Source organism: Thiorhodovibrio frisius (assembly GCF_033954835.1).
GTDB classification, from domain to species: domain Bacteria; phylum Pseudomonadota; class Gammaproteobacteria; order Chromatiales; family Chromatiaceae; genus Thiorhodovibrio; species Thiorhodovibrio frisius.
The window spans coordinates 5061686-5083725 of sequence record NZ_CP121471.1 but is presented as its reverse complement, the minus strand read 5'-3'; the positions used below and the strand labels follow the sequence as shown (position 1 = coordinate 5083725).

Genomic DNA, 22040 nt, shown 5'->3' with positions numbered 1-22040 from the left:
CCCAAGATGGTGAGAGTCGCCCTGGGGAGAAGCGCACTGGAAAGACGGCGTTATGAGTACAGGCCCAACGAAAGCCCCTGATATTGCTATCATCGGCCTGTCCGGAATTTTCCCAGGCAGCGCCAATACCCGCGCATTCTGGAACAACATCTTAGCCAAGCGCGATCTTATTGCCGACGCCCCTGAAGAATGGTCCAGGCCTTGGTACGACCCTAGTAGCGCACAAACCGGTTTGGATGCAGCCCGAATTAGAACCCGAAAGGTCGGTCTGATCGGGGATCTCGCCACATTCAATCCACTCGAATTCGGAATCCCACCAAATTCAATCGAAGGCGACCCGGCACACTTCATGGCGCTTCAGCTTGCCGGCGATGCGTTGCGTGATGCGGACTATTACCAGCGCCCCTTCAACCGCGAACGCACGGGCGTCATTGTCGGCCACGGCTCCAGTCCCAATCGTGGCGACATCCTCGGTACGCAATACGGGATGATTCTCGATCAGACACTGAGCATTATCGAGAAGATCATGCCTGAATTGGATGCTGATCGGATTGACTATCTCCGTTCCGAGCTCAAACGCAGCCTGCCGAACCTTGAGGTAGAGCATGCGCCAACCTTGGTTTCCAATGTCATCAGCGGGCGCATTTCAAACCGGCTGGACTTGATGGGGCCTAGCTACCTGGTCGACTCGGCCTGTTCATCAAGCCTGATTGCACTCGATCTCGGCATCCAAGACCTGCGTTCAGGCCGCTGTGACATGGTGTTGGTTGGTGGTGTCCAGGCATCGATGCCGGCGCAAATCTACATGCTTTTTCAGCTGCTTGGCGCCCTGGCTGAAACCGATATCCGCCCATTCGACGCGCGCGCGAATGGCACGCTCCTTGGTGAAGGAGCGGGGTTCGCAGTAATAAAGCGTCTCGCGGACGCCGTTCGCGACGATGATCGAATTTATGCCATCGTCAAAGGCGTCGGAGTCGCGAGCGACGGCAAAGCGATGGGATTATTAGCGCCGCGTCTCGAGGGAGAAGTCATGGCAATCCGGCGCGCTTATCAACAGACCGGAGTCTCATTTGAGTCCATTGGCCTGATCGAGGCTCATGGTACGGGTATCCCATTGGGAGACCGAACAGAAATTGCGGCCTTGAGGCAGGTTTTCGGCTCGCGCCGAGGCCGTTTGCCCTCCTGCGCGCTGGGGTCCGTCAAGTCCATGATCGGGCACTGCATTCCAGCTGCCGGCATGGCGAGCCTGATAAAGATCTCGATGGCGTTGCATGAAAAAATCCTTCCTCCCACGCTGTGTGAAGAAATCAATCCCGAACTCGGCCTAAGCCAAACGCCGTTTTACATTAATACCGAGACCCGCCCCTGGGTCCATGGCGGCTCGCTCCCAAGGCGCGCCGGCATTAACGCCTTCGGTTTCGGCGGCATTAACTCGCACGCCATCCTGGAGGAAGACCGCCCGCCAACCCCTTTGCCCCCTCCTGGTCTTGGACGGTGGCTGCTGCGAGATCAGCAGCGCACTGAGGCGATGCGGGCGGCAGGCCCAGTCACACGGGCTGGCAGCGGACGCTGGCCGAGCGAGCTGGTTTTGCTCGCGGCCCAATCCCGCGACGGCGTCCTGGTACAAATCGATGCCATGCTAGACCGCCTAAAAAGATCTTCGCAGCCGGACCTACCCGCGCTTGCAAAAGAGTGCTGGGACAACATCGGCGAAGGCCCAGCACGCGCGGCAGTCATCGCCTCAGACACATCTGATCTCCGCGCCAAGCTCGAGCAACTTCAAAACAAGTTGCCTGGACTAAAAAAAGCTAACCTCAGTTCGCGCCAAGGTATTTATTACGCCGAGCGTGAGCAACCCATGGGTCGTGTGGCATTCATGTTTACGAGCGAGGGTGCGCAATACCCCAATATGCTGGCCGATCTCGCCGTTCATATTCCGTCAATTCGACGGTGGTTTGATTTTCTCGATCACGTCTACCCCCGCGAGCCGCCGCCGAGTAACTTTGTATTTCCCCCGCCGACCACCTTGAATAAGGCCGATTCCGACTGGGCTCTCGACAGGCTTTACGCTGGCGACCTGGCTCCGGAAAGCGTTTCTATGGCCAGTCACGCCATGTACGAACTGCTTCGCGACCTTGGCTTGACTTGCGATGTAATGATAGGTCACAGTGCCGGTGAGCACATTGCTCTGATCGCTAGTGGCCGATCCCAAATTCTGTCGGCAGAGCAGTTTCGCGACGAACTCCGCGCGATGAATCAACTCCATCAACAAATGGAAAGCACGGGATTACTCCAGACAGGACACCTATTGTCCGTTGGAGCCCTTAGTCAGGAAGCGCTCACTGAAATACTCGATGAGTTTCACGACAGCGTCTACCTAGTCGCAGATAACTGTGCCAATCAAGCGCTCGTCTTTGTTGCTGACGGGGTTACTGATGGGGTTACTGGCGGGAATTACGAAACTGTATACGCCCGCATCGCTGACCTCGGCGGGATCATTGCCAAGCTCCCTTTCGACCGCCCCTATCACACCCCACTATTCGCTGAGGGTGCAGCAGCCATCCGCGAATTTTACGCAAAACATGTCGCCGTCGGTCAGGGTGACATCTCGATCTATAGCTGTAGCACGGCAGCCCCTTATCCCGCCGATGATCAGGCGATTCTGGACACCGCCGCCGAACAATGGACCAAGCCCGTGCGTTTTCGCGAGACGATTGAGGCACTCTATCGAGACGGTGTGCGGCTGTTTGTTGAAGTCGGCGCCTCAAATTCCCTGACCGCTTTCGTCGACAATATACTGAAAGACCGCGATCATATTGCCGTCTCGACAAATACCCGCGGGTCTGCGGCACTTGGGCAACTGCAGCGAATGCTGGGCCAACTTTTTGTAGAAGGGCTCCCTCTAGCACTGGACCCACTCTATGCCGACCGGATGAAAACGGGCGCTCAAGGAACCGACTCAGGTACGTCCTCGATTCAGCTCCGCAGCGAGTTACCGCAACTTTCCGTTGACGAGCAACTTGCCCAGAATATTCGAGCCTGGCGGACGGATATTGACTGCCAAAAAAATCAAAAGAATCCGCCAGAAACCCCCACCCCTGCCTGCTTCAGTCAAGCATCTCAGCCGGACGATCAAGTGTCAGCCTCTGATGTCGCTCTTAGACAACACTTCAAATTGATGCAGCAATTTCTAACTGGCCAAGAACGCATCATCGATGCACTCAGACATCATCCAGATTTCAAACTTAACAAGGAAAGGAACAGCCCAGACCTCGCCAATCACACTAGAAAAGACTAGAGGATGGTAAGACTGCTGCCACTAATCATCTTGACGATCATATGGAATTGGAAAAGGCCCAGCTTCAAGGCCTCTCACATTCCATTTTAACTCTGAGTCCGATTAAGTCGCATTTCCTTTACTGCGGCGCGGCACCCGGTGGAAAACTCATTTCTCCTCGCACGGTAGCATTCTTTGAGCATTCCCCAATCTCCAATCGCCTGCGGACAAAGACGCTGGGCATCGGAGTTGCAGGCACGCCTGAGATCCTCGCGCGAGGATCTGAATGCTGAAGTCGGGGCCGAGGATGTATTATTCTCCCCCCCAGGCGTGTGCGGGGATCCGGTGCTCTCTTGACCATCGAGTAGTATTGACAAAAAGTCGTGATCCAACCAACTTGCTCCCTTTGAGTTTCCGGTTCGCAGAATGATCAATTTTCGCGATGGAATCACAAAGAGTCGCTGCCCTCCCTGTCCGGCGGCCATTATCAGGTCCGATGGCCCAGCGTGATATATGTAACCGTTGTCTAAACGATTTTGAATCCAAGCCATACCAGCTAATTGGCCTTCGCCCGAAGGGAAGGGCCGGTTAAGCCAAACCGTCAGGCCGTAAGCAGGATTGGCCGAGCTACCGCGGAACATCTGGTCGAGATAAGCTGGTTCGATCAATGTGCGACCTTGCCATACCCCCCGATTTGCAATCAATTGACCGAGCTTAACCCACTGTCTTGGCGCGAGATGAGCGCCCGATGGCATCCTTGGATTACCTGCCGCATCTTTTACCCAATGGCCAACCTCGAGACCAATCGGATCCAACAGGCGCGAATGCAGGTAGGCCAGGGGGTCGGGATCTCGACCTTGCGCAGCAAGCTTGCGCTTCAGCCAAGCACCGAAAACAAAAAGATGACTCGGCCCATAGGCAAAGGTGGTGCCCGGTTCTGCGACCGCTGGCACGCGTAATGCCAACGCAAACTTGTCTCCGGACTCGGGGTTGCCTTGCAACTCTTTTGTCGCTGGATCCAATCCACTGGTGAAATGCAGCAATTGACGTACGGTAATGCGTGATTTCCGCGGGTCGGATTGCCATTCTTGGATGGTGTCGGCAACCCGTTCGTCAAGATCGATCAGCCCGTCCTGTGCTGCCGCGACAGCCAAAAGTCCCCAAAATGTCTTGGTGCCGCTTGCTAACCTGTGGGGCTGATCAATGCCCGCAGCTTGGCCAAAATTCTCGAACAGTACCCGGCCGTCCGCTGCAACAACGACAACCGCATCTCCTCCACTCGCGCGCGAGAGTTCCGCAGCTCGCGCCATGTTGGCCGCGCTAGGAAATTTGATAGACGACCGCGATCTGTCATCACGGATGGCAGAATCGGACGCGGGGCCCGCTGGATAATGGCTGCGGACAACATTGGATTGCGCCTGCGCGTTTTGACCATAAAACTGCTGGCCTTCAAGTGACGCGGCTCCTCCATTGCTTACCATTCTGCCAGAAGCATTCGGCTCGTCTGAAAAATCCGGCACCGTGCTGACCGAGCCGGCTGGGTCGCGCCCATAGCCGCTAACAGAACCGGCCGTCACGATAGGAGCCATTTCATTGCCCGAATCGCGACCAGTGCCTCCCTCTCCACCGCAACGCAACGGATCCAGCGCACAGCATCCGTTCAAGCTGGACAGGACAGTCAAAACGAGCAGTACTGCGAAGATATCGCGGCGCCTAATGTCTGACAGCAAGAAATGATTCACGGTTAATCCCTCAACGACTCCGGCGATATTAAAAAAACAGCTTTCCCTCGGCCATTGGACCGAGTGCATCAGCCGGGACCAAGATGAACAGAAATCAACTTAATTGAATCTTGCCGTGCAGATTAATTGCCACCGCAGCTCAACTAGCTTGGACTGCGCGCGTCAATTCTCGGCACTTTTCGACTCACGTCGACCTTCGAGTGCCTCCGATGCCGCTTTCTTGGCTGTTCGCGCCAAATTTTCCCAGCGCGATTCATCCACCTCGTCTCCTAGAAATTCCAGATCATCGAGCCCTTCGATTTCGACCTCTTGCCCGCTCGTCAGCACGGCGCCACGGTATTCCTCCATCGCTTCCTTGTGGAGACCTTTCTCTGTATAAATATCTCCCCAGAGCTTGTGAAGAAGAGCCGAAAATTGGTCGGACTCGGGCACTGCACTCAGCACGGTTTCGGCCTCGTCCAAGTGTCCCGCACAAATACAAGCCTCCGCCAGTCCGAGGCGAATGCCGAGTTTCTTAGCGTCGGGGTCGAGGTCTATTGCCTTTCGATATGCCCGCAGAGCCGGGTCGAATTCCTTTGCGAGCAGATGCAGACGGCCATTGATGGCGTGCGCTTCCGGATCCGTTGGACGAATGCGCAAAGCAGCTTTCGCCTGCGCCATGGCGTCGCTCTGGCGCCCGAGCTTCTGCAAGATCAAAGCAAGACGCTTGCGGAGCCCGACCATTCGTGGATTAAAGCTTAACGCACGAAACCAGGCGTCAACCGCCTGGTTGGCTTGATCGCTTCGCTGATAAACGAAGCCTAGAGCGGCATGTCCGATAGCGGAGCGCTCATTAACCCGCAGAACGTTTAAGAAAGCTTCGCGTGCTTTTTCGAGTTCGCCCTGCTGAAAATAGATCCGTCCACTTCGCAGGTAGGGTTGCACATGGGTCGGGTCTAGTTCTATAGCGGTCTTGAAGTGTTCAAGTGCTTCATCTAGTAGGTGATCACGGGACTTTATGCGACCAAGCGCAAAATGCACGAAAGCATTTGCCTGGTCATCCCGAACGAGAGCCTCAAACTCTTTGCGTGCTTCATCAAAGCGCTTCTCTGCCAACAGCTTCCTTCCCCGTTTGATGCTCGCCTCGGTCGCAGGAGAAGGGGTCAGACGCTTGATCGACGGTACGAAATTGCTGCTCATGGATGACTACCAATAATGGAAAGCTGATACGGTACGGGGACAGCTTCTAGAGTCTTTTTTTCTTTTAAACGCGTGTCTTCTGATCCTTCAGCTGCACAAAAAAACCGCGCTCACCCCAACGGATGAGCGCGGTTTCTTGGGCCAACAGATGGATGCCAGCTCAAATCTCGCCAGTCACCCAGTAGTCGACGCGCTTGCCGTTGTTCTCAATGTACTTATCGACGGCTTCTTCATAGGAGCTTTCTTGGGCATCGTACATGCTTGCCTGTAGGTCGTCGAGTGGAATTTGCATGCGCGAGAGGAAGCTCGCGGCTTCGATTTCGTCCTGATAAAAACCCTTGCGAGCCATTGCCATGACCCGCTCGTAACTGCCGAGCACGCCCTTGGGGTCTTCGAGGTAGCGCAGATCATAGGCGCCGAACATCCAGTGTGGGCTCCAGCCAGTGACCACGATCCACTCGTTGCGATCCACGGCGCGCTTCAGGGCGGCGGTCATGGCGGCGCCTGAGGAGATCTGCAGTTCGTAGTCCAGGTCATAGTCTTCGATGGCCTGCTTGGACAAGCGGGTCAGGCCAGCACCTGGGTCGATGCCGGTGATGGTGCCGTCGAGCTTTTCTTTGACCTCGTTTTTTTTCAGATCTTCAATCGAGCTCAGTTCATCCTCCGGAATGTAGTTGGGCACCACCCAGCCGAGTTGGGCCTCGGTGTAGAGGATGCCGAGCGGCACCACGTCATTGCAGACCTTTTCCACGTAGTCGGCATGGGTGCCAGGCTGCCAGGACATCAGCATCACGTCGATGTCACCATTGGCGACTCCCTGGTATTGGGGCGCGATGTCGGTCTGAATCAGCTCGACATCGTAGCCCATGCGGTCTTCGAGAATTTTGGCCGCCAGTTTGGTGACGAACTCGGCATCGGACCAGGCGGTCCAGCCAATTTTGATCGTGTCTTTCGCCAAGGCACCAGCGCTCAGGCCAGCGGTCAGCGCCAGCGCGAGCACGACTTTAAGAGTGTTTTTCATCATAGGGACTCCTTATCGGTTTTGGGATCGAAGGTCCGCCAGCGCGAGATAAAAGCTGCGCGTGGCCGACTCAAGAGGCGGCGCCTGCCATCATGGAGACGCCGGTGGGAAAAGTGTTTGGTTAAAAAATCAGCGAGTGGGACGGCCCGTTGGCAGCCGTGAACGGCGCGCGCTCAGGATTCGACTGCTTACCGTGAATCGCGTGGATTCATTCTTCGGGTTGGCCAGGGCCATGAGCGTTAGGTGCCAGCAGTTCCAGTACCTGCTTGGGTGCCAGCTTGAGTATCGGGGCGCCGCCCCGCCCAGTTGCGCAGCCGCTGCACCAACCCGGGGCCGGAGCGGCTGCGAATACTGCCGTAGCTCTGGGTAATACGGTCGAGCAAAATGGCCAGCAGCACCACACCAAGCCCGCCTTCGAACCCCAGACCGACGTTCAGCCGCTGAATGCCGGTCAGTACCGTATTGCCCAGCCCGCCGGCGCCGATCATGGAGGCGATGACGACCATCGACAGTGCCAGCATGATGGTCTGATTGATGCCGGCCATGATTGAGGGCATCGCCAAGGGCAATTGCACCTTAAACAGCAACTGCGAGCTGGTGCAGCCAAAGGCCTTGCCCGCTTCGACATGCTCGACACTGACTTGGCGAATACCGAGATTGGTCAGGCGCACCGCCGGTGGCATGGCAAAGATCAGGGTCGCGATGGCGCCCGGCACCTTGCCGAGACCAAAGAAAATGGCCGCCGGAATCAGATAAACGAACGGCGGCATGGTCTGCATCAAATCCAGAATCGGCCGGGCAATCATCTCGACCTTGTCGTTGCGCGCCATCGCAATGCCAATCGGAATACCGATAGCCAGCGCCACCAGACTGGAGGCGATCACCAGGGCGAGGGTGACGACGGTTTCGTCCCAAATGTCCATTCCAAACAGCAGCACCATGGCGCCGACGGCAAAGAGCCCGAAGCGCCAGCCGACGCGCCAGGTCGCCAGCAGCACGATCAACGCCGCAAGCAACAGCGGTGGAAAGACCAGCAGCAGGTTCTCGAAGGCATCGATGATCAAATCCAGACCATCGGCGATCGCATCAAGCAGCGGGGTCAGATTGTCCTGAATCCAATCGACGCCGGCCTCGACCCAGTCGCCAATCGGTATTTCGAAATTCATGCCAGATTCAGCCATCCCGGATTCAGCTATTCCAGTTTTCGTTATGCCAGATTTCGGTATCCCAGATTCGGGGATCAGGTTGTCTTATCGAGGGTTTGCAGCAGAATGGTTTTGTCGATGATGCCGCGATACTGGCCATGATCATCGACCACGGGAATCGGGTGCTCGGTGGTCGCGACGCGAGACAGCACCTCGGACAGATCCATCTCCGCCGGTGCGGGCTCCACATTCGGGATAAAGGCTTGATCCCAATGGGTGCCGTCGCCTTTCGCCGCGGCAGCAAGCGTGTTGACGCTGACCATGCCGCGATAACGATTTTCGCGATCCGTCACCACTCCCAGCGCGCGGCCGTGGTCTTGCAGCTGCGCCAGTGCGGCGCGCACATTGACGCCGGTGCGCTCGAAAACGATCAGCGCCCGATTGGAAGCAATGTCGCCGGCACTGAACACCTTGCTGACATCCACACCGTAAAAGAACGAGCGCACATAGTCGTTGGCCGGACGAGTGACGATTTCCTCCGGCGTGCCGATCTGCACCACCCGGCCGCCCTCCATGATGGCGATGCGATCGCCGATGCGAATCGCTTCGTCGAGGTCATGGGAGATAAACACGATGGTATGCGGCTTTTTGTCCTGCAAGCTGACCAGTTCATCCTGCATCTCCGTGCGAATCAGCGGGTCCAGCGCAGAAAATGCCTCGTCCATCAGTAGGATGGGTGCCTCGGTAGCCAATGCCCTGGCTAGACCAACGCGCTGGCGCATGCCACCGGAGAGCTCATCGGGATAGCTGTCGGCATAGGGCTCAAGGCCCACCGTTGCCAGGGCTTTCAACGCCTGTTCGCGCTGCTCTGACGCCGGGATGCCGGCGACATCCAGACCGAAGGCGGCATTCTCGGCTACCGTCTTGTGCGGCAATAGCGCGAAAGACTGAAACACCATGCTCATCTGGTGACGGCGCATATTGATGAGGTCTTGCTTGCTCATCGCGGTGATGTCGACGCCGTCGAGCAGGATGCGACCACGGGTCGGCTCGATCAGGCGATTGATCATACGCACTAGGGTGGACTTACCCGAGCCCGACAGCCCCATGACCACGAAGACCTCGCCCTCGCGGATGCTGAAGCTCGCCTGCTGCACCCCGACTGTGGTGCCGGTGCGGTTGAAAATCTCATCCTTCTCAAGCCCTTGATGGAGCAGCGCAATGGCTTCATCGGGAGCCGGGCCAAAAATTTTGTAAAGGTCTTCGATGACGAGCTTGTCAGTCATGCGGGAATCATGCTTATCAGCCGTGCGAAGCCGCGCATCAGGCCGGCGATCCTGGCGGCAATTCATGAATTGGAGCCAAACAATCGATGCGGAACAGTTCGCGTGGCCCTCTCGCAACCAGGCTTACAACCAGGCGCGAAAACAGGGCCGCGACTAGGCGCAGTGGATGCCAAGCCGCGCTGCCAAACCGGACTATGAATGTCGCAGACTCTAGGTCTGGCCGGATACAGCGTTGAGCACAGAATAATATCTGGATGGCTAAACTTGTGTTAACGCCAACAAAGAAAGGCGCGAGTGCCGTCTGCTAATTGATAGTGCAATGCTCATGCAGGCCACCAAGCCATTCACCCTAACAGCTCCACCGAGAGGATTCAACCGCCGGCCGGGATCACCTGAGCGATGCAACTGGGCGTGATGCACCCGAGCCGCCACATCCCTTCAAATCACTTACGGGTACCTAATGGAATGTGATTTGCATCACATTTGGGCTTTCCTGAGCAAGGTCTTACTCCAATTCGCTAGCCAGCCTCGAATGGTCCGCGCGTAAAGCACTTATTCCCCTACAAAGAGTATTGAAACTCATGGCCGCTTCGACTCAGCCGCAGATTCATCCAGAAAGCGCAAGCCTTGATTCCCTGATGCCGCACATGCCCCAAGTTAGGGCGTACAGCACCAGTTTGGACGCCCTTGCCGAGCGCTGGAATCTGCTCACACTGCTCGGGCAGATGAGCAATATCGGCATGGACATGACCGAGACGCGCGAGGGCTTTCAGAATTTGACCAAGGAGCTGCTGCATCATCTGGGCACGGAGAATCTCAAGAAAACCGTCGCTGAGATGCAAGCCAAGGCGCAGGTGGCGGTGGATATCGTCATCCGCAATCTATTTGAGCGCACCGCCGATATTGGCTTTTTGGCGACGGACGATGACTTTCGTGACTTCATCTCGATGCTCGCGGTGGAACCCAACCCACCGATACCGGACGGGTCCGACGCGGACATCGGGCTCGAGGCCCCAGCCAATCCATCCGCCAGCTACGAGGCGATCAAGACCCGCTTCCGCGAATATGTCGCCAAATACTCCGTCTATGACAACATTATTCTGTTAAGCCCCAGCGGGCAGGTGCTTGCCCAGCTTGATGAGGCCAATCCGGTCAGTCAGTCGCAAGATCCCTTGATTCGCGAGGCGATCGAAACCAGCCGCGACTATGTCGAGGTCTATCGCGCCTCCGACCTCGACCCGCGCCGCGAGCGCAGCCTGATCTACGCCTACCGCATCACCGAGAACAACTCGCCCAAATCACGGGTGCTCGGTGTGCTCTGTCTGATGTTTCGCTTCGAGGACGAGATGGCGGGTGTGTTCCAGCACCTGATCACCGCCGAGGATTGGGAGGTGCTGATGCTGCTCGACCCAGACGGGCGCGTCATTGCCAGCAGCGACGAGCACCATATCCCGGTGGGCGCGCGCATGCAGGCGCAGCCAGAGATCCCCTATTGCATCGCGCGCTTTAGCGGGCGCGAGTATCTGGCCACTACTTGTGCCACCCAAGGCTATCAAGGCTATGCCGGCCCCGGCTGGTTCGGCCATGTGATGGTGCCACTGACCTATGCCTTCGAGAAAAACCTGGAAGGCGGTGCGGATCAGATCGACGCGACAATTCTCGATGCCGTGATGCGCCGCTCCAATCTGTTCTCCGAGGCGCTGCGCAACATTCCGCGCCAAGCGGACAAAATCCAGAAAGAGCTGGATGTCACCGTATGGAATGGCAATGTGCGCATCGCCAATACTAAGTCAGGAGAAAACAGCTTCTCCAAGACCTTGCTTGGGGAGATCAGCAAGACGGGTGCGCGCACCAAAGAAGTATTCGAGGAGTCTATCGGTGATCTCAACCAGACCGTGGTCTCGTCCATTCTCGCCGATGTGCAGTTCCGCGCTTCGCTCGCCATCGACATCATGGACCGCAACCTCTACGAGCGCGCCAACGACTGTCGCTGGTGGGCGTTGACCTCCTATTTCCGCAAGAATCTAATCGATGATCACATTGGCGACGACCAACGCGGTGCCCTTGAGAGCATTCTGAGCTACATCAACAATCTCTATACGGTTTACACAAATCTGTTCCTCTACGACCGGCTCGGTACCATTGTGGCGGTGTCCAACCCCGATTTTCGCCAGGCCATAGGCACCAAACTCGGGGAGTCCTGGGTGCTGGAAACCCTGGCCATTCGCGACTCTCAGGTCTACAGCGTCTCGCCCTTTGCGCGCACCTGGCTTTACAACGACCGTCATACCTATATTTACGGCGCCTCAGTCACGGCCATCGACAATCCGCAGCAGATTGTCGGCGGTATCGGCATTGTGTTCGATTCTGAGCCCCAATTTTCTGCCATGCTGCGCGATGCTCTGCCAAAGAGCGAGCGCGGGGACATCCTCGACGGCTGTTTTGCGGTTTTTGCCGAGCCTGACCGGCGCGTCATCGCCTCCACCCACAGCCAACTCGCACCGGGCGACAGCCTGGAACTGGACCCGGCATTCTTCGCCCTGAAGCCGGGGGCTGGCGTGTCCAATATTGTCGAATATCAAGGCGCCTACTTTGTGGTCGGCGCCCGCGCGTCGCGCGGCTATCGCGAATATAAAAGCCCCGGAGACCACTACCATAATGATGTGATTGCTTTGGTGTTCATGAAGATCGGCACAGTCGCCGATAACAAAGTCGCGCCAAGCGATGGGCGTCGCGCCAGTGACCGCGCCCGCAGCGAACAGCCTATCTACCCGCTGCCCTCAGGTAACGAACTCACGACTGATATCTCCACCTTCCTGATCGGCGGTCGGCTGTTTGGCATCGAGTCCTGCGATGTCATCTGCTCCATCAACGACCAGCAGGTCACCCCACTGGTGTGCGCCAATCCGGGCTTCATCGGCGTGTTTTCTTTTGGCGGACAGACTGTCGGTGTCATTTCCATCCGCGAGCTGCTGGGCCTGAGTGACCACAGCTATCATTCAGAGAGCGACGGCATCCTGCTGGTGAAGGTCAAACCCCGTGCCGGAGTGAAGGAAGAGGAGGGCATTCTTGGCATCGTCATCGACCGCATCATGGATAGCCCCGAGATTCCCAACCGCAGTATCTCCCGCTACGGCTCGGAGCTGGCCGGTAAGTCCGTGCTGACAAAGGCCGTGGTGCGCCCCGACAGCGGCAACGAGCGCGCGACCATGCTCTCCATTCTGGATGTTGAGGGGCTCGAGGAACGCGTGGTCCGCACGCGCGCCAATGGTGGCGCCTCGGAGGTGGCGCTGCTCGGCCGCGACCCGGCGCACTAGCCGCCCTCATCCGCGACACCGCGAGCGGGGGTCAAATCGGCGCCCTTTGTTCAGCGCGAAATTGTTATCCTTAGCGGGTAACCCCCTTAGTGCTGACTGCGGACAACCCATGAGTTTTTCTCGCAATGCCGAACTGGTGGTCGAACCGCCTGCGGGTGACGAGGCCGCCCGACCACGCTGGGAGATTCCCGACCTGTTCGACTTCGACTACTATGTCGAGGCCGACGAGCACAGCAAGAGCGACACTCTGGCCGGACGCCAGTCGCTCGCCAAGCGGGATCGGGCGCTCTACCTGGACCACATCAAACCGCGCATCCAACGCCCGGAGCATACTCCGGCGCATCGCCGCCAGGCGCTGCGCCTGTGGCTAGCCGAGCGCCGCCGCGCTGAAGACCCGTCTCTGCGTGCTCTGCTTCCGGGTGCCTCCTTTGCGCGCGGCCAGCGCCTGGTCACTGTGCTGCTAATGGTGCTGGGCCTGATCACCGGCGGCACCATCGCCTCGGCCCTGTTGCAGTACGAAGGCGACCATGCGGTGAATGTGTCCTGGTACGTTTTCGTGCTGGTCATCCTGCAACTTGGCCTGGCCGGCTTTACCCTCGGCGGCTGGCTAATGCGGCGCAGCAAGTCCATGCAGCAGGCGCTGCGTGATGTGTCGCTGCTTGCACAGCTCATCCGGCCACTGTTCGCGCGCGTTGCCCATTGGGTGCAGCGCCATCGCTTGGGACAGATGCCGCCCGAGGTGCGCGACCGCGCCCAGGCGCGCCAGGGTTTGCTGCAAGCGCATTTCTCGCTTTACGGCCCGGCCTCCTACCTGCCTATGCTGGTGCCGGTGCAGGCCTTTGGCATCGCCTTTAATATCGGCGCCATTGTCACCACTGTGCTGCTGCTGTGGTTCACCGATCTGGCTTTCGGCTGGGGCTCGGCGCTCAATGTCGACCCGGCGGTCACCTATCACTTAACCCGCGTGGTCGCTCTGCCCTGGAGCTGGCTTTTTGGCGAGGGCGTCGGCTACCCGACCCTGGCCGAGGTGGCCGGCACCCGCATTCATCTGAAAGACCCGCTGTTCCTGTCAAATGCCGAGCATTTGCGCGCCTGGCGCTGGTTTCTGGTGTGCGCCGTGATGACCTATGGGCTGATGCCGCGCCTGCTGCTGTTGGGGCTTTCCGCTTTTATTCAGAGGCACGCGCTCGACCGTCTGCCCTTCACCCATCAGCGTACCCAGGCGCTCTATACCCGCCTGGTCACGCCCGATCTGGACACCGGTCTTGGTCAGACCGGCAGTGGTCCAGAAATGCCCATCCCCGGGCCGCTGAAGCCGGTCACCACGGCGCGCGCGGCGCCGCGCGGCGCGGAAACGTCCGCTGCTGCCCCGGCGCAAGCGGAGCCTGCGGAGCAGCCCAGCCAGTCGGAGCGGACCGCGACCGCAGCGCCTGCCAATCCGCCGCTGCTCGCTGAGAGAACCGCGCACAAGACCACCGCCGATCCAGCCACCGGTAGCCCGACTGCCGAGCCGACAGCCGCTCGCGAGCAGGCGCCAAGCCCGCAAAGAGCGCCACAGCAAGAGCCGAGCAACCTGGAGAAAGCGCCAGCTCAGCCGACACCCAAGTCTGAGCCGACGCAATCCCCGACACCGGCTCTTAGGCCCAAATCAGAGCCCAAATCAGAGCCCAAATCAGAGCCTAAACCGGAACCAACACCAGAGCCGACTCCGCCACCCGTTGCCAGCCCGCTGGCAAAGGCGGCAGCCCAAACCCGCATCGCCCCCGATGCCTGTGTGCTGTTGCTGCACGTTGATGTCGCCGATGTGCTGGAAGACGCCGATCATCCTCGCTTACAGCAGCGTCTGCGCCAGGCCTGCGGCTGGCGCGTGGGGGCCTCGGCCACCTTTGGCGGCGGCACCGCCATGGCGGATCAGGCCATCGCGCTGATCGAAGACTGCCAGTGGGAAGCCCCGCCACCGCGCGTCGCCCTGCTTGATGACGGTTCTCAGCCGCCCATCACCGAGCGGCTGCGTTTCCTGCGTCGGGTGCGGGCGGCGGTTGGAGATCAAGCCCAGATTGTCGTCAGCCTGATTGGCGACCCGGAAGGCGATGATCCACTGCCACCTGTTACCCCCTTTGACTTCGGCGACTGGGAGCGCAAGATCGAGCAACTCGCCGACCCCTATCTGCGTCTGACCATGCTCACCCCCGCGCCTGACAACACGGATAAATCCGCCACCACGGAGGCCGCTGACAGTGCTGCGGCCACACCCAGGGAGGACCACTGATGGCACGGGAAGATATCCCCACCCTGGCGATCATGGGGCATCCCAATGCCGGTAAATCCTCGGTGGTTGCTACTCTGACCGAGAACGACCGCATCAAGATCGACAAACGCGCCGGCACCACGACCTCCTCCGACCACTATCCGGTGGTGGTTGATGGCAAGCCCGTGATCGCTTTTATCGACACCCCAGGATTTCAGAACCCAAGCGATATTCTTGAGTGGTTCCAGACGCATGAGCAGGATGGCGACCTGGCGCGTGCCTTTGTCGCTGCCTTTCGCCATGATCCCATGTATAGCCACGATGTCGCCCTGCTCGAGCCCGTGGCCGAGGGTGCTGGCATTATTCTGGTGGTCGATGGCTCCAAGCGCATCAAGGAGAAAGATCGCACCGAGATGGAACTGCTGCGCCTGAGCGCGCGCCCGCGCATGGCGATTCTGAACAACCTGAGCAACAATCAGAAATTCATGGCGTCCTGGCAGGATGCACTGGCCAAGTCGTTTAACTCAGTGCGCGAGTTCAACGCCCACCGCGCCACCTATGCCGAGCGGATCAAACTGCTCAATGCGCTCAAGAGCATCGACCAGCGCTGGGAGCCGCAGCTTGAGGACACCATCGAGGCATTTAGTCACGACTGGGAGCGTCGTATCGATGCCAGCGTGACATCCATTATCGGCCTCCTGAAAGAGGCGCTTACCTACCGGGTGAATCGGGTAGTGCGCGTCAGTGAACTCCAGTCAGAGGCGGATCGCCAGGACATCCAGGCCCGGCTGCAACAGGCGTTTCAGGACGGGCTGCGCAAGCTCGAGGCCGACACCCAGGCCGAGGTGCGGGCGCATTTTCGCCACAACGTCTGGAACCTGCCGCCCGACTCCCTGCTGCAGAAAGACCTCTTCTCGGACGAAGTCGGCAAGGCGCTGGGTCTGAATCGGCTGCAGATGGCGCTCGCTGGCGCCGCCGCTGGTGCCACCACCGGCGTTGGCATTGACCTGTCGCTCGCCGGCGGCAGCCTGGGCGCCGGGTTGCTGATTGGCGCCACTGCAGGCAGCTTGTTAGGGGCGCTCAGCGGCGCGGCACTGGCGAAAGTCGACATTCAGCGCACCTTGGGAGTAGAGCGCTTCTCCCTCGGTCCCGTCAGTAGTCAGCGCTTTCCCTTCATCCTGCTTGACCGCATCCTGCTGTACTGCGCGCGCGCCATGAATTGGTCACACGGGCGCAAGGCTGCCGATGACAGTGCCCACAACCGAGTTCCCGAGCGAGCACTGAAGAAAAAACGCGGCTTCACCGAAGAACTCACTTCCGATCAACTCAAAACCCTGTCAAAGTTCTTTGCTGACACCCGCAAGGGCAAAGACAGCAAGTTCGAGGATGATAGCCGCCAGATTCTCGCCGAACTGCTTCGTGGGCTGTCCTCAAGCGAGATCGACAGCCGCGCGGAGCTCTGAGGCGATTCCGCCGCCAGCGCACCCAGGGCGATGCCGATGTCATCACGAACGTTTTGGTATTAGTAGCCGCTGTCAACAATCGCCTGGCCGCAGACATAGAGCTTTACTCCAGCATCCTTTAGCTTGCCGAGTAATTCGACATTCGGATTCACGCTGCCAAAGCGCGCCTTGTAGGCTTGATCCTTCAGCACCGCGCGACATGCCAACCAACTGGTTTCTGGCAGCAGCTTCAATTTCACGCCAAAAAAGCGTCATCCCAATGATGCGAAAAATGGCGATTGGGTTTAATGTTGAGGACTCGCGCCAGATCGCTCTGGAGTCTCGCCCAGGCGACTGGCTAGATCATGGCATCTCAAGCGACAGGAGCATTTTATGGATCGTCAGCAAGCCGCCAAGTTCATGCTCGACTGTCTGCGCATGATGATGGCCCGCAAGGGCTCCGACCTCTTCGTCAGCGCTGACTTTCCGCCCGCCTGCAAAATCGATGGCAAACTCACGCCGCTGAGTGAAAAACCCCTGAGCGCTGAGCAGACTGGCGTGTTGGTGCGTTCCATCATGAACGACTACCAGCTTAAGGAATACGACGCCAACAAGGAATGCAACTTCGCCATCAGCCCGCCTGGCATCGGGCGTTTCCGCGTCAATGCTTTCGTGCAACAGGGGCGCTCCGGCGTTGTGCTGCGCACTATCCCGACCGAAATTCCCGAGATCGACGCACTTGGCCTGCCACCGGTGCTCAAGGATCTGGTGCTCACCAAGCGCGGCATGATTCTGCTGGTAGGCGGCACCGGCTCGGGCAAATCCACCAGCCTGGCCGCGATGCTCGGCTACCGCAACGAGAAGACCCATGGCCATATCATCACCATCGAGGACCCGGTGGAGTTCGTGCATCAGCACCGAAACTGCCTGATCACCCAGCGTGAGGTGGGCGTGGATACCGACTCCTGGGACAACGCTCTGGTTAATACTCTGCGTCAGGCGCCCAATGTGATTCTGATCGGCGAGATTCGCCAGCGCGAGACCATGGAGCATGCAATCAACTTCTCCGAGACCGGCCATTTGTGCCTGTCTACACTGCATGCCAACAACGCCAACCAGGCACTGGACCGCATCATCAATTTGTTTCCTGAGGAACGCCGCTCACAGTTGCTGATGGATCTGTCGCTCAATCTAAAAGCCGTCATTTCCCAGCGTCTGCTGCCGCGCATTGGCGGAGGAAGGGTGGCGGCGATTGAGGTCATGATCAACAGCCCGCTGATTCAGGATCTGATCTTCAAAGGCAAGGTGCATGAAATCAAAGCCATCATGAAGCGCTCGCGCGAGCTTGGCATGCAGACCTTCGACATGGCCTTGTTTGATCTCTACGAGGCCGGACTGATCACGCTCGAAGACGGTCTGCGCAATGCTGATTCCATGAACGAGCTGCGCCTGAAAATCAAGCTTGAAAGTGCCGATGCCACCGAGGGCGATGCCTTTGGCGACACTGATGGTCTCAGGCTGGTCGGCGAGGACGAGGAAGACCTGCCCCCCGGCGAACTGGGCAATAAACCGGCGGCGGACGATGCATCTGAGAGCGCGTTCGACCTTGACAGCTTCGACCTGGCCGAGGCCTCGCTCGATTTGGAATCGGAGTTCAAGCAATAATAGGCGCTGCTCGACGGTCGCACATTGCAAGGGCTGACGCGCATAGCCTCGGCCGCCCCGGAGAATTAATCTGCTGTTTTTGCGGTAACCAACCGGACCACTTATGGATATCACCCCTTACCTGAAATTGATGGTGCAAAAGCGCGCATCGGATTTGTTCTTTACTGCCGGCACCCAAGTCAAGATCAAAATCGACGGCGTCATCCAGTCAATCGGCGATACCGTTTTTGAGCCTGGAATGTGCACTGCGGCCATTCACTCAGTGCTGACAAAAGAGCAGATTGATTTCTTCGAGAATCACCGTGAAATCGATTTTGGCATTGGCTTGTCTGGGCATGGGCGCTTCCGCATTAACGCCTTTCACCAGCGGGGCACCCCCGCCATGGTTATTCGCTTCCTGACCAGCAAGATACCCACCATTGATGAGCTTGGACTACCGGAGATTCTCAAGCGACTAGTGATGCATAGACGCGGCATCATCCTGATGGTGGGCGCTACCGGATCAGGTAAATCGACCACCCTTGCGGCCATGATTGATCACAGGAATAGCACGAAACCCGGGCATATTCTGACCATTGAGGATCCCATTGAGTATATTCACGCGCACAAGCAATCCATCATTAACCAGCGCGAATTGGGTATCGACACCAAGGACTATGCCACTGCGCTAAAAAGCTCCTTGCGCGAAGCACCGGATGTGATTCTGATCGGCGAGATCCGCACCCGCGAGACCATGGAAGCGGCCATTGAACTCTCAGGTACTGGCCATCTGGCCATCTCTACCCTGCATGCGAACAATGCCTATCAGACCATGGAACGCATCATTAATATGTTCCCGATGGAAATGCACAAAACGCTGTTCATGGATTTGTCTCTAAACTTGCGTGCCATCATCTCCCAGCGCCTGGTGCGCACTGTGGAGGGCAAGCGGGTCGCGGCCATCGAGATTTTGATGAATACCCCGCACATCAGCGATTTGATCCGCGAGGGGCGCGTGGATGAAATGCGTCAGGCGATGGCAGAAAGCAAAGAAGAAGGCATGGTGACCTTCGACGAGGCGTTGCTCAAGCTCTACCGCGATGGACGTATTTCGCTGGATGAATGCCTCGGCAATGCCGATTCGGCGGCGAATCTGGAGGCGCGGATTAACTTTGGTTAGGCGGTGTTCTGCCGAGGGCAGGGGGCAAGGACGCGGACAACTGAATTAAGTCGGCTTAGAGTACCGCCGTTAGCGCGGCCAGAAATGCCTGGTTTTCGTCCGCAGAGCCCACGGTGACGCGCAGGCAGTCGCGTAGTTGTGGATGGGCGCCGTCAAGGTTCTTGATAAGTACGCCTTGGCTTTTGAGCCCCTCAAATACCCGTCCGGCTGAGCCCACCGGCATCCGCAGCAGGAGAAAATTGGCCTCGCTTGGATACACCTGCAAGGCATTCATTGCCATTAAAGCCGCAGCCAGGCGCTCGCGCTCGGTTCGGATCATCTGGGTCTGAGCATCGAAGACCTCGGCATGGCGCAGCGCAAAAACCGCGCTGGTCTGGGTCAGCACATTGATGTTGTACGGCAACCGGGTTTTGTCGATTTCGCCGATCCATTCCGCTGGGCCGGCCAGATAGCCGAGGCGCAGCCCGGCAAGGCCCATTTTGGACACCGTGCGCAGCACCAACAGATTGGGCCAGTCGCCTAGGCGCGACAGAAAGCTGTGATCGGTGAAGGGCGCGTAGGCCTCGTCGACCACGACCAGCCCCGGGCTGGCCTCGATAATGCGCGCGATGCTGTCGGCCTCGAACAGATTGCCGGTGGGGTTGTTGGGGTAGGCGAGAAAGGTCAGGATCGGCCGGTGTTTTTCGATGGCGGCCAGTGCGGCATCCAGATCGAGTGCAAAATCCTCGGCGCGCAGGGGTACGCCGACATAGTCAAGTCCGGCGAAGGTCGCGATCATGCGATACATGACGAAGCCGGGATCAAACGACAGCAGCTTGCGTCCAGGCTCGGTGAGGGCCAGCGCCAGCATCTGGATGAGTTCGTCGGAGCCATTGCCGAGCACCAGCCCCATGTCGGCGGGTATGCCCATGGTGGCGCGCAGCGTGGTCTGTAGCAAGCTCGCCCGAGGATCGGGATAGCGATTCAGTGCCTGCTCTCCCAGCGCGGCCAGCCAGGGTTGGCGTAGCTTGTCCGGCATGGCAAAGGGGTTTTCCATCGCGTCGAGCTTGATCAGGCCGGTGGCGTCCGGCACATGATAGGCGCGTAGCGCGCGGATGGCTGGACGTACCAGCGCATCCACAGTCGGCGTCATGGATTTATGGGCCGGGCTGCCAGTCATGGAGCTTCCTGTGATTGAATTGCCGCTGATTGCGCTGCCAGTCATTGAACTGTCAGTGATTGGATGATCAGTCATCGCCAGGTGTTTCCGTCAGGGAGCATTGCCGCGCAGCTCGGCCGAGCGTGCGTGCGCCGTCAGCCCCTCGCCGCGCGCCAGGTCGCTGGCGGTGCCGGCCAGTCTGGCGGCGCCGGTCGGCGAGGCCATAATCAGGCTGGAGCGTTTCTGGAAGTCATAGACGCCCAGCGGCGATGAAAAGCGCGCGGTGCGCGAGGTCGGCAGTACATGGTTTGGTCCGGCGCAATAGTCGCCGAGGGCTTCGGCGGTGTGGCGGCCCATGAAAATTGCTCCGGCGTGGCGAACCTTTTCGGCCAGTGCCATCGGGTCTGCAACCGAGAGTTCGAGATGTTCAGGCGCGATACGGTTGGCAACCATCACCGCATCGTCCTGGTCGCGCGCCAGAATGAGCGCCCCGCGCGTGGTCAGTGCCGTGGTAATGATCTCCCGGCGTTCCATGGTTGGCAGTAACCGCTCAATGCTGGCCAACACCCGTTCGAGATAGGCCGCATCCCAGCTCACCAGAATGGATTGGGCGTCTTCATCGTGTTCTGCCTGCGAGAAGAGATCCATGGCGATCCAGTCGGGATCGGTCTGGCTATCGCACAGAATCAGGATTTCGGAGGGGCCTGCAACCATGTCGATGCCAACCTGCCCGAACACCGCGCGCTTGGCGGTGGCGACATAGATGTTGCCGGGGCCAACCACCTTGTCGACTGCCGGCACCGTCTCGGTGCCATAGGCCAGCGCGGCGATTGCCTGGGCGCCACCCAGGGCAAAGACCCGATCGACTCCGGCAATGGCGGCTGCGGCTAGTACGAGTTCGTTCAACTCCCCGCGCGGAGTGGGCACGACCATGATGAGCTCACCAACGCCCGCGACCTTGGCCGGTATTGCGTTCATCAGTACCGAGGACGGATAGGCCGCCTTGCCGCCCGGCACATAGAGGCCCACCCGGTCGAGCGGGGTGATCTTTTGCCCCAGCAGGGTGCCATCGGTATCTTTGAAGTCCCAGCTTTGCAGACGCTGATGTTCGGCATAAGTGCGGATGCGCGAGGCGGCCAGATCAAGGGCCTCACGCTGAGCGGCGGGGATTGCGGTGAGCGCTTGGCGCAAACGCTCCAGCGGCAATTCCAGTGCGGCGCCATTGGCGGGTTGCCAGCCGTCGAAGCGGGCGGTGTAGTCGCATAGCGCGACATCGCCCTGGGAGCGCACCTGTTGGATGATCTCGTCGACGCGCTGTTGCACGGCCGTGTCCGAGACCGAATCCCAGGCCAGCAGGGCATCAAGGCGGGCGTTGAAGTCCGAATCCGTGGTGGACAGGCGTTGGATGTTGAGCATTGTAT

Annotated in this window: 14 protein-coding genes; 6 read left to right on the top strand and 8 right to left on the bottom strand. The window is 58.8% G+C overall.

The genetic code is table 11. The annotated features are described in order from the left end of the window. Nucleotides 1-52: 52 nt before the first annotated feature. Nucleotides 53-3298 (top strand): type I polyketide synthase, encoded by a 3246-nt coding sequence (locus tag Thiofri_RS23155; protein WP_009148900.1) that lies wholly within the window; start codon nt 53-55, stop codon nt 3296-3298. Between the two features lie 86 nt (nt 3299-3384). Here the strand turns inward: Thiofri_RS23155 and Thiofri_RS23150 are convergent, their stop codons facing one another. The 5 genes from Thiofri_RS23150 to proV all read right to left on the bottom strand — a co-directional run bounded on the left by Thiofri_RS23150 (nt 3385) and on the right by proV (nt 9650). Continuing rightward, nucleotides 3385-5019: a serine hydrolase domain-containing protein gene (locus Thiofri_RS23150; protein WP_190275811.1), complete on the bottom strand. Its 1635-nt coding sequence runs from the start codon at nt 5017-5019 to the stop codon at nt 3385-3387. A gap of 162 nt (nt 5020-5181) precedes the next feature. Continuing rightward, nucleotides 5182-6198, bottom strand: coding sequence for a tetratricopeptide repeat protein (locus Thiofri_RS23145; RefSeq protein WP_009148896.1), 1017 nt, complete (start codon nt 6196-6198; stop codon nt 5182-5184). A gap of 160 nt (nt 6199-6358) precedes the next feature. Then, complete coding sequence (locus tag Thiofri_RS23140) at nt 6359-7222, bottom strand: glycine betaine ABC transporter substrate-binding protein (protein ID WP_009148894.1); 864 nt, start codon at nt 7220-7222, stop codon at nt 6359-6361. A gap of 236 nt (nt 7223-7458) precedes the next feature. After that, nucleotides 7459-8385 (bottom strand): ABC transporter permease, encoded by a 927-nt coding sequence (locus tag Thiofri_RS23135; protein ID WP_009148892.1) that lies wholly within the window; start codon nt 8383-8385, stop codon nt 7459-7461. Nucleotides 8386-8459: 74 nt separating this feature from the next. Then, a complete protein-coding gene (gene proV, locus Thiofri_RS23130) occupies nt 8460-9650 on the bottom strand; it encodes a glycine betaine/L-proline ABC transporter ATP-binding protein ProV (RefSeq protein ID WP_040856809.1) in 1191 nt (396 codons plus the stop codon). 581 nt (nt 9651-10231) lie between these two features. On the opposite strand from proV, the gene Thiofri_RS23125 reads away from it, so the two are divergent. The 3 genes from Thiofri_RS23125 to Thiofri_RS23115 all read left to right on the top strand — a co-directional run bounded on the left by Thiofri_RS23125 (nt 10232) and on the right by Thiofri_RS23115 (nt 16678). Beyond that, nucleotides 10232-12967, top strand: coding sequence for a chemotaxis protein CheW (locus Thiofri_RS23125; RefSeq protein ID WP_009148888.1), 2736 nt, complete (start codon nt 10232-10234; stop codon nt 12965-12967). A gap of 109 nt (nt 12968-13076) precedes the next feature. Then, on the top strand, nt 13077-15236 hold the full coding sequence (locus Thiofri_RS23120; protein WP_009148886.1) for a DUF2868 domain-containing protein: 2160 nt from the start codon (nt 13077-13079) through the stop codon (nt 15234-15236). Further along, complete coding sequence (locus Thiofri_RS23115; protein WP_009148883.1) at nt 15236-16678, top strand: GTPase/DUF3482 domain-containing protein; 1443 nt, start codon at nt 15236-15238, stop codon at nt 16676-16678. Before Thiofri_RS23120 ends, Thiofri_RS23115 begins: the two co-directional genes overlap by 1 nt. Nucleotides 16679-16737: 59 nt before the next feature. Here the strand turns inward: Thiofri_RS23115 and Thiofri_RS23110 are convergent, their stop codons facing one another. Next, the gene (locus tag Thiofri_RS23110) at nt 16738-16917 is read right to left on the bottom strand and encodes a DsrE family protein (protein WP_040855827.1); all 180 of its coding nucleotides are present in this window, start codon (nt 16915-16917) and stop codon (nt 16738-16740) included. A 133-nt stretch (nt 16918-17050) separates the two neighbouring features. Between Thiofri_RS23110 and Thiofri_RS23105 the strand changes: the two genes are divergently transcribed. Both Thiofri_RS23105 and Thiofri_RS23100 read left to right on the top strand, forming a co-directional pair. Then, a complete protein-coding gene (locus tag Thiofri_RS23105; RefSeq protein ID WP_009148882.1) occupies nt 17051-18322 on the top strand; it encodes a PilT/PilU family type 4a pilus ATPase in 1272 nt (423 codons plus the stop codon). A gap of 103 nt (nt 18323-18425) precedes the next feature. Continuing rightward, nucleotides 18426-19481 (top strand): PilT/PilU family type 4a pilus ATPase, encoded by a 1056-nt coding sequence (locus Thiofri_RS23100; RefSeq protein ID WP_009148880.1) that lies wholly within the window; start codon nt 18426-18428, stop codon nt 19479-19481. Nucleotides 19482-19536: 55 nt separating this feature from the next. On the opposite strand, the gene hisC is transcribed toward Thiofri_RS23100, so the two are convergent. Both hisC and hisD read right to left on the bottom strand, forming a co-directional pair. After that, nucleotides 19537-20640, bottom strand: a complete 1104-nt coding sequence (gene hisC / locus Thiofri_RS23095; protein ID WP_009148877.1) for a histidinol-phosphate transaminase — start codon at nt 20638-20640, stop codon at nt 19537-19539. A gap of 90 nt (nt 20641-20730) precedes the next feature. Next, complete coding sequence (gene hisD, locus Thiofri_RS23090) at nt 20731-22035, bottom strand: histidinol dehydrogenase (protein ID WP_009148875.1); 1305 nt, start codon at nt 22033-22035, stop codon at nt 20731-20733. Nucleotides 22036-22040 lie beyond the last annotated feature (5 nt).

Coding starts and splice junctions, on each gene's coding strand:
- Thiofri_RS23155 (WP_009148900.1), top strand. CDS start 53: ATGAGTACAGGCCCAACGAAAGCCCCTGATATTGCTATCATCGGCCTG.
- Thiofri_RS23145 (WP_009148896.1), bottom strand. CDS start 6,198: ATGAGCAGCAATTTCGTACCGTCGATCAAGCGTCTGACCCCTTCTCCT.
- Thiofri_RS23140 (WP_009148894.1), bottom strand. CDS start 7,222: ATGATGAAAAACACTCTTAAAGTCGTGCTCGCGCTGGCGCTGACCGCT.
- Thiofri_RS23135 (WP_009148892.1), bottom strand. CDS start 8,385: ATGAATTTCGAAATACCGATTGGCGACTGGGTCGAGGCCGGCGTCGAT.
- proV (WP_040856809.1), bottom strand. CDS start 9,650: ATGACTGACAAGCTCGTCATCGAAGACCTTTACAAAATTTTTGGCCCG.
- Thiofri_RS23125 (WP_009148888.1), top strand. CDS start 10,232: ATGGCCGCTTCGACTCAGCCGCAGATTCATCCAGAAAGCGCAAGCCTT.
- Thiofri_RS23120 (WP_009148886.1), top strand. CDS start 13,077: ATGAGTTTTTCTCGCAATGCCGAACTGGTGGTCGAACCGCCTGCGGGT.
- Thiofri_RS23115 (WP_009148883.1), top strand. CDS start 15,236: ATGGCACGGGAAGATATCCCCACCCTGGCGATCATGGGGCATCCCAAT.
- Thiofri_RS23105 (WP_009148882.1), top strand. CDS start 17,051: ATGGATCGTCAGCAAGCCGCCAAGTTCATGCTCGACTGTCTGCGCATG.
- Thiofri_RS23100 (WP_009148880.1), top strand. CDS start 18,426: ATGGATATCACCCCTTACCTGAAATTGATGGTGCAAAAGCGCGCATCG.
- hisC (WP_009148877.1), bottom strand. CDS start 20,640: ATGACTGGCAGCCCGGCCCATAAATCCATGACGCCGACTGTGGATGCG.
- hisD (WP_009148875.1), bottom strand. CDS start 22,035: ATGCTCAACATCCAACGCCTGTCCACCACGGATTCGGACTTCAACGCC.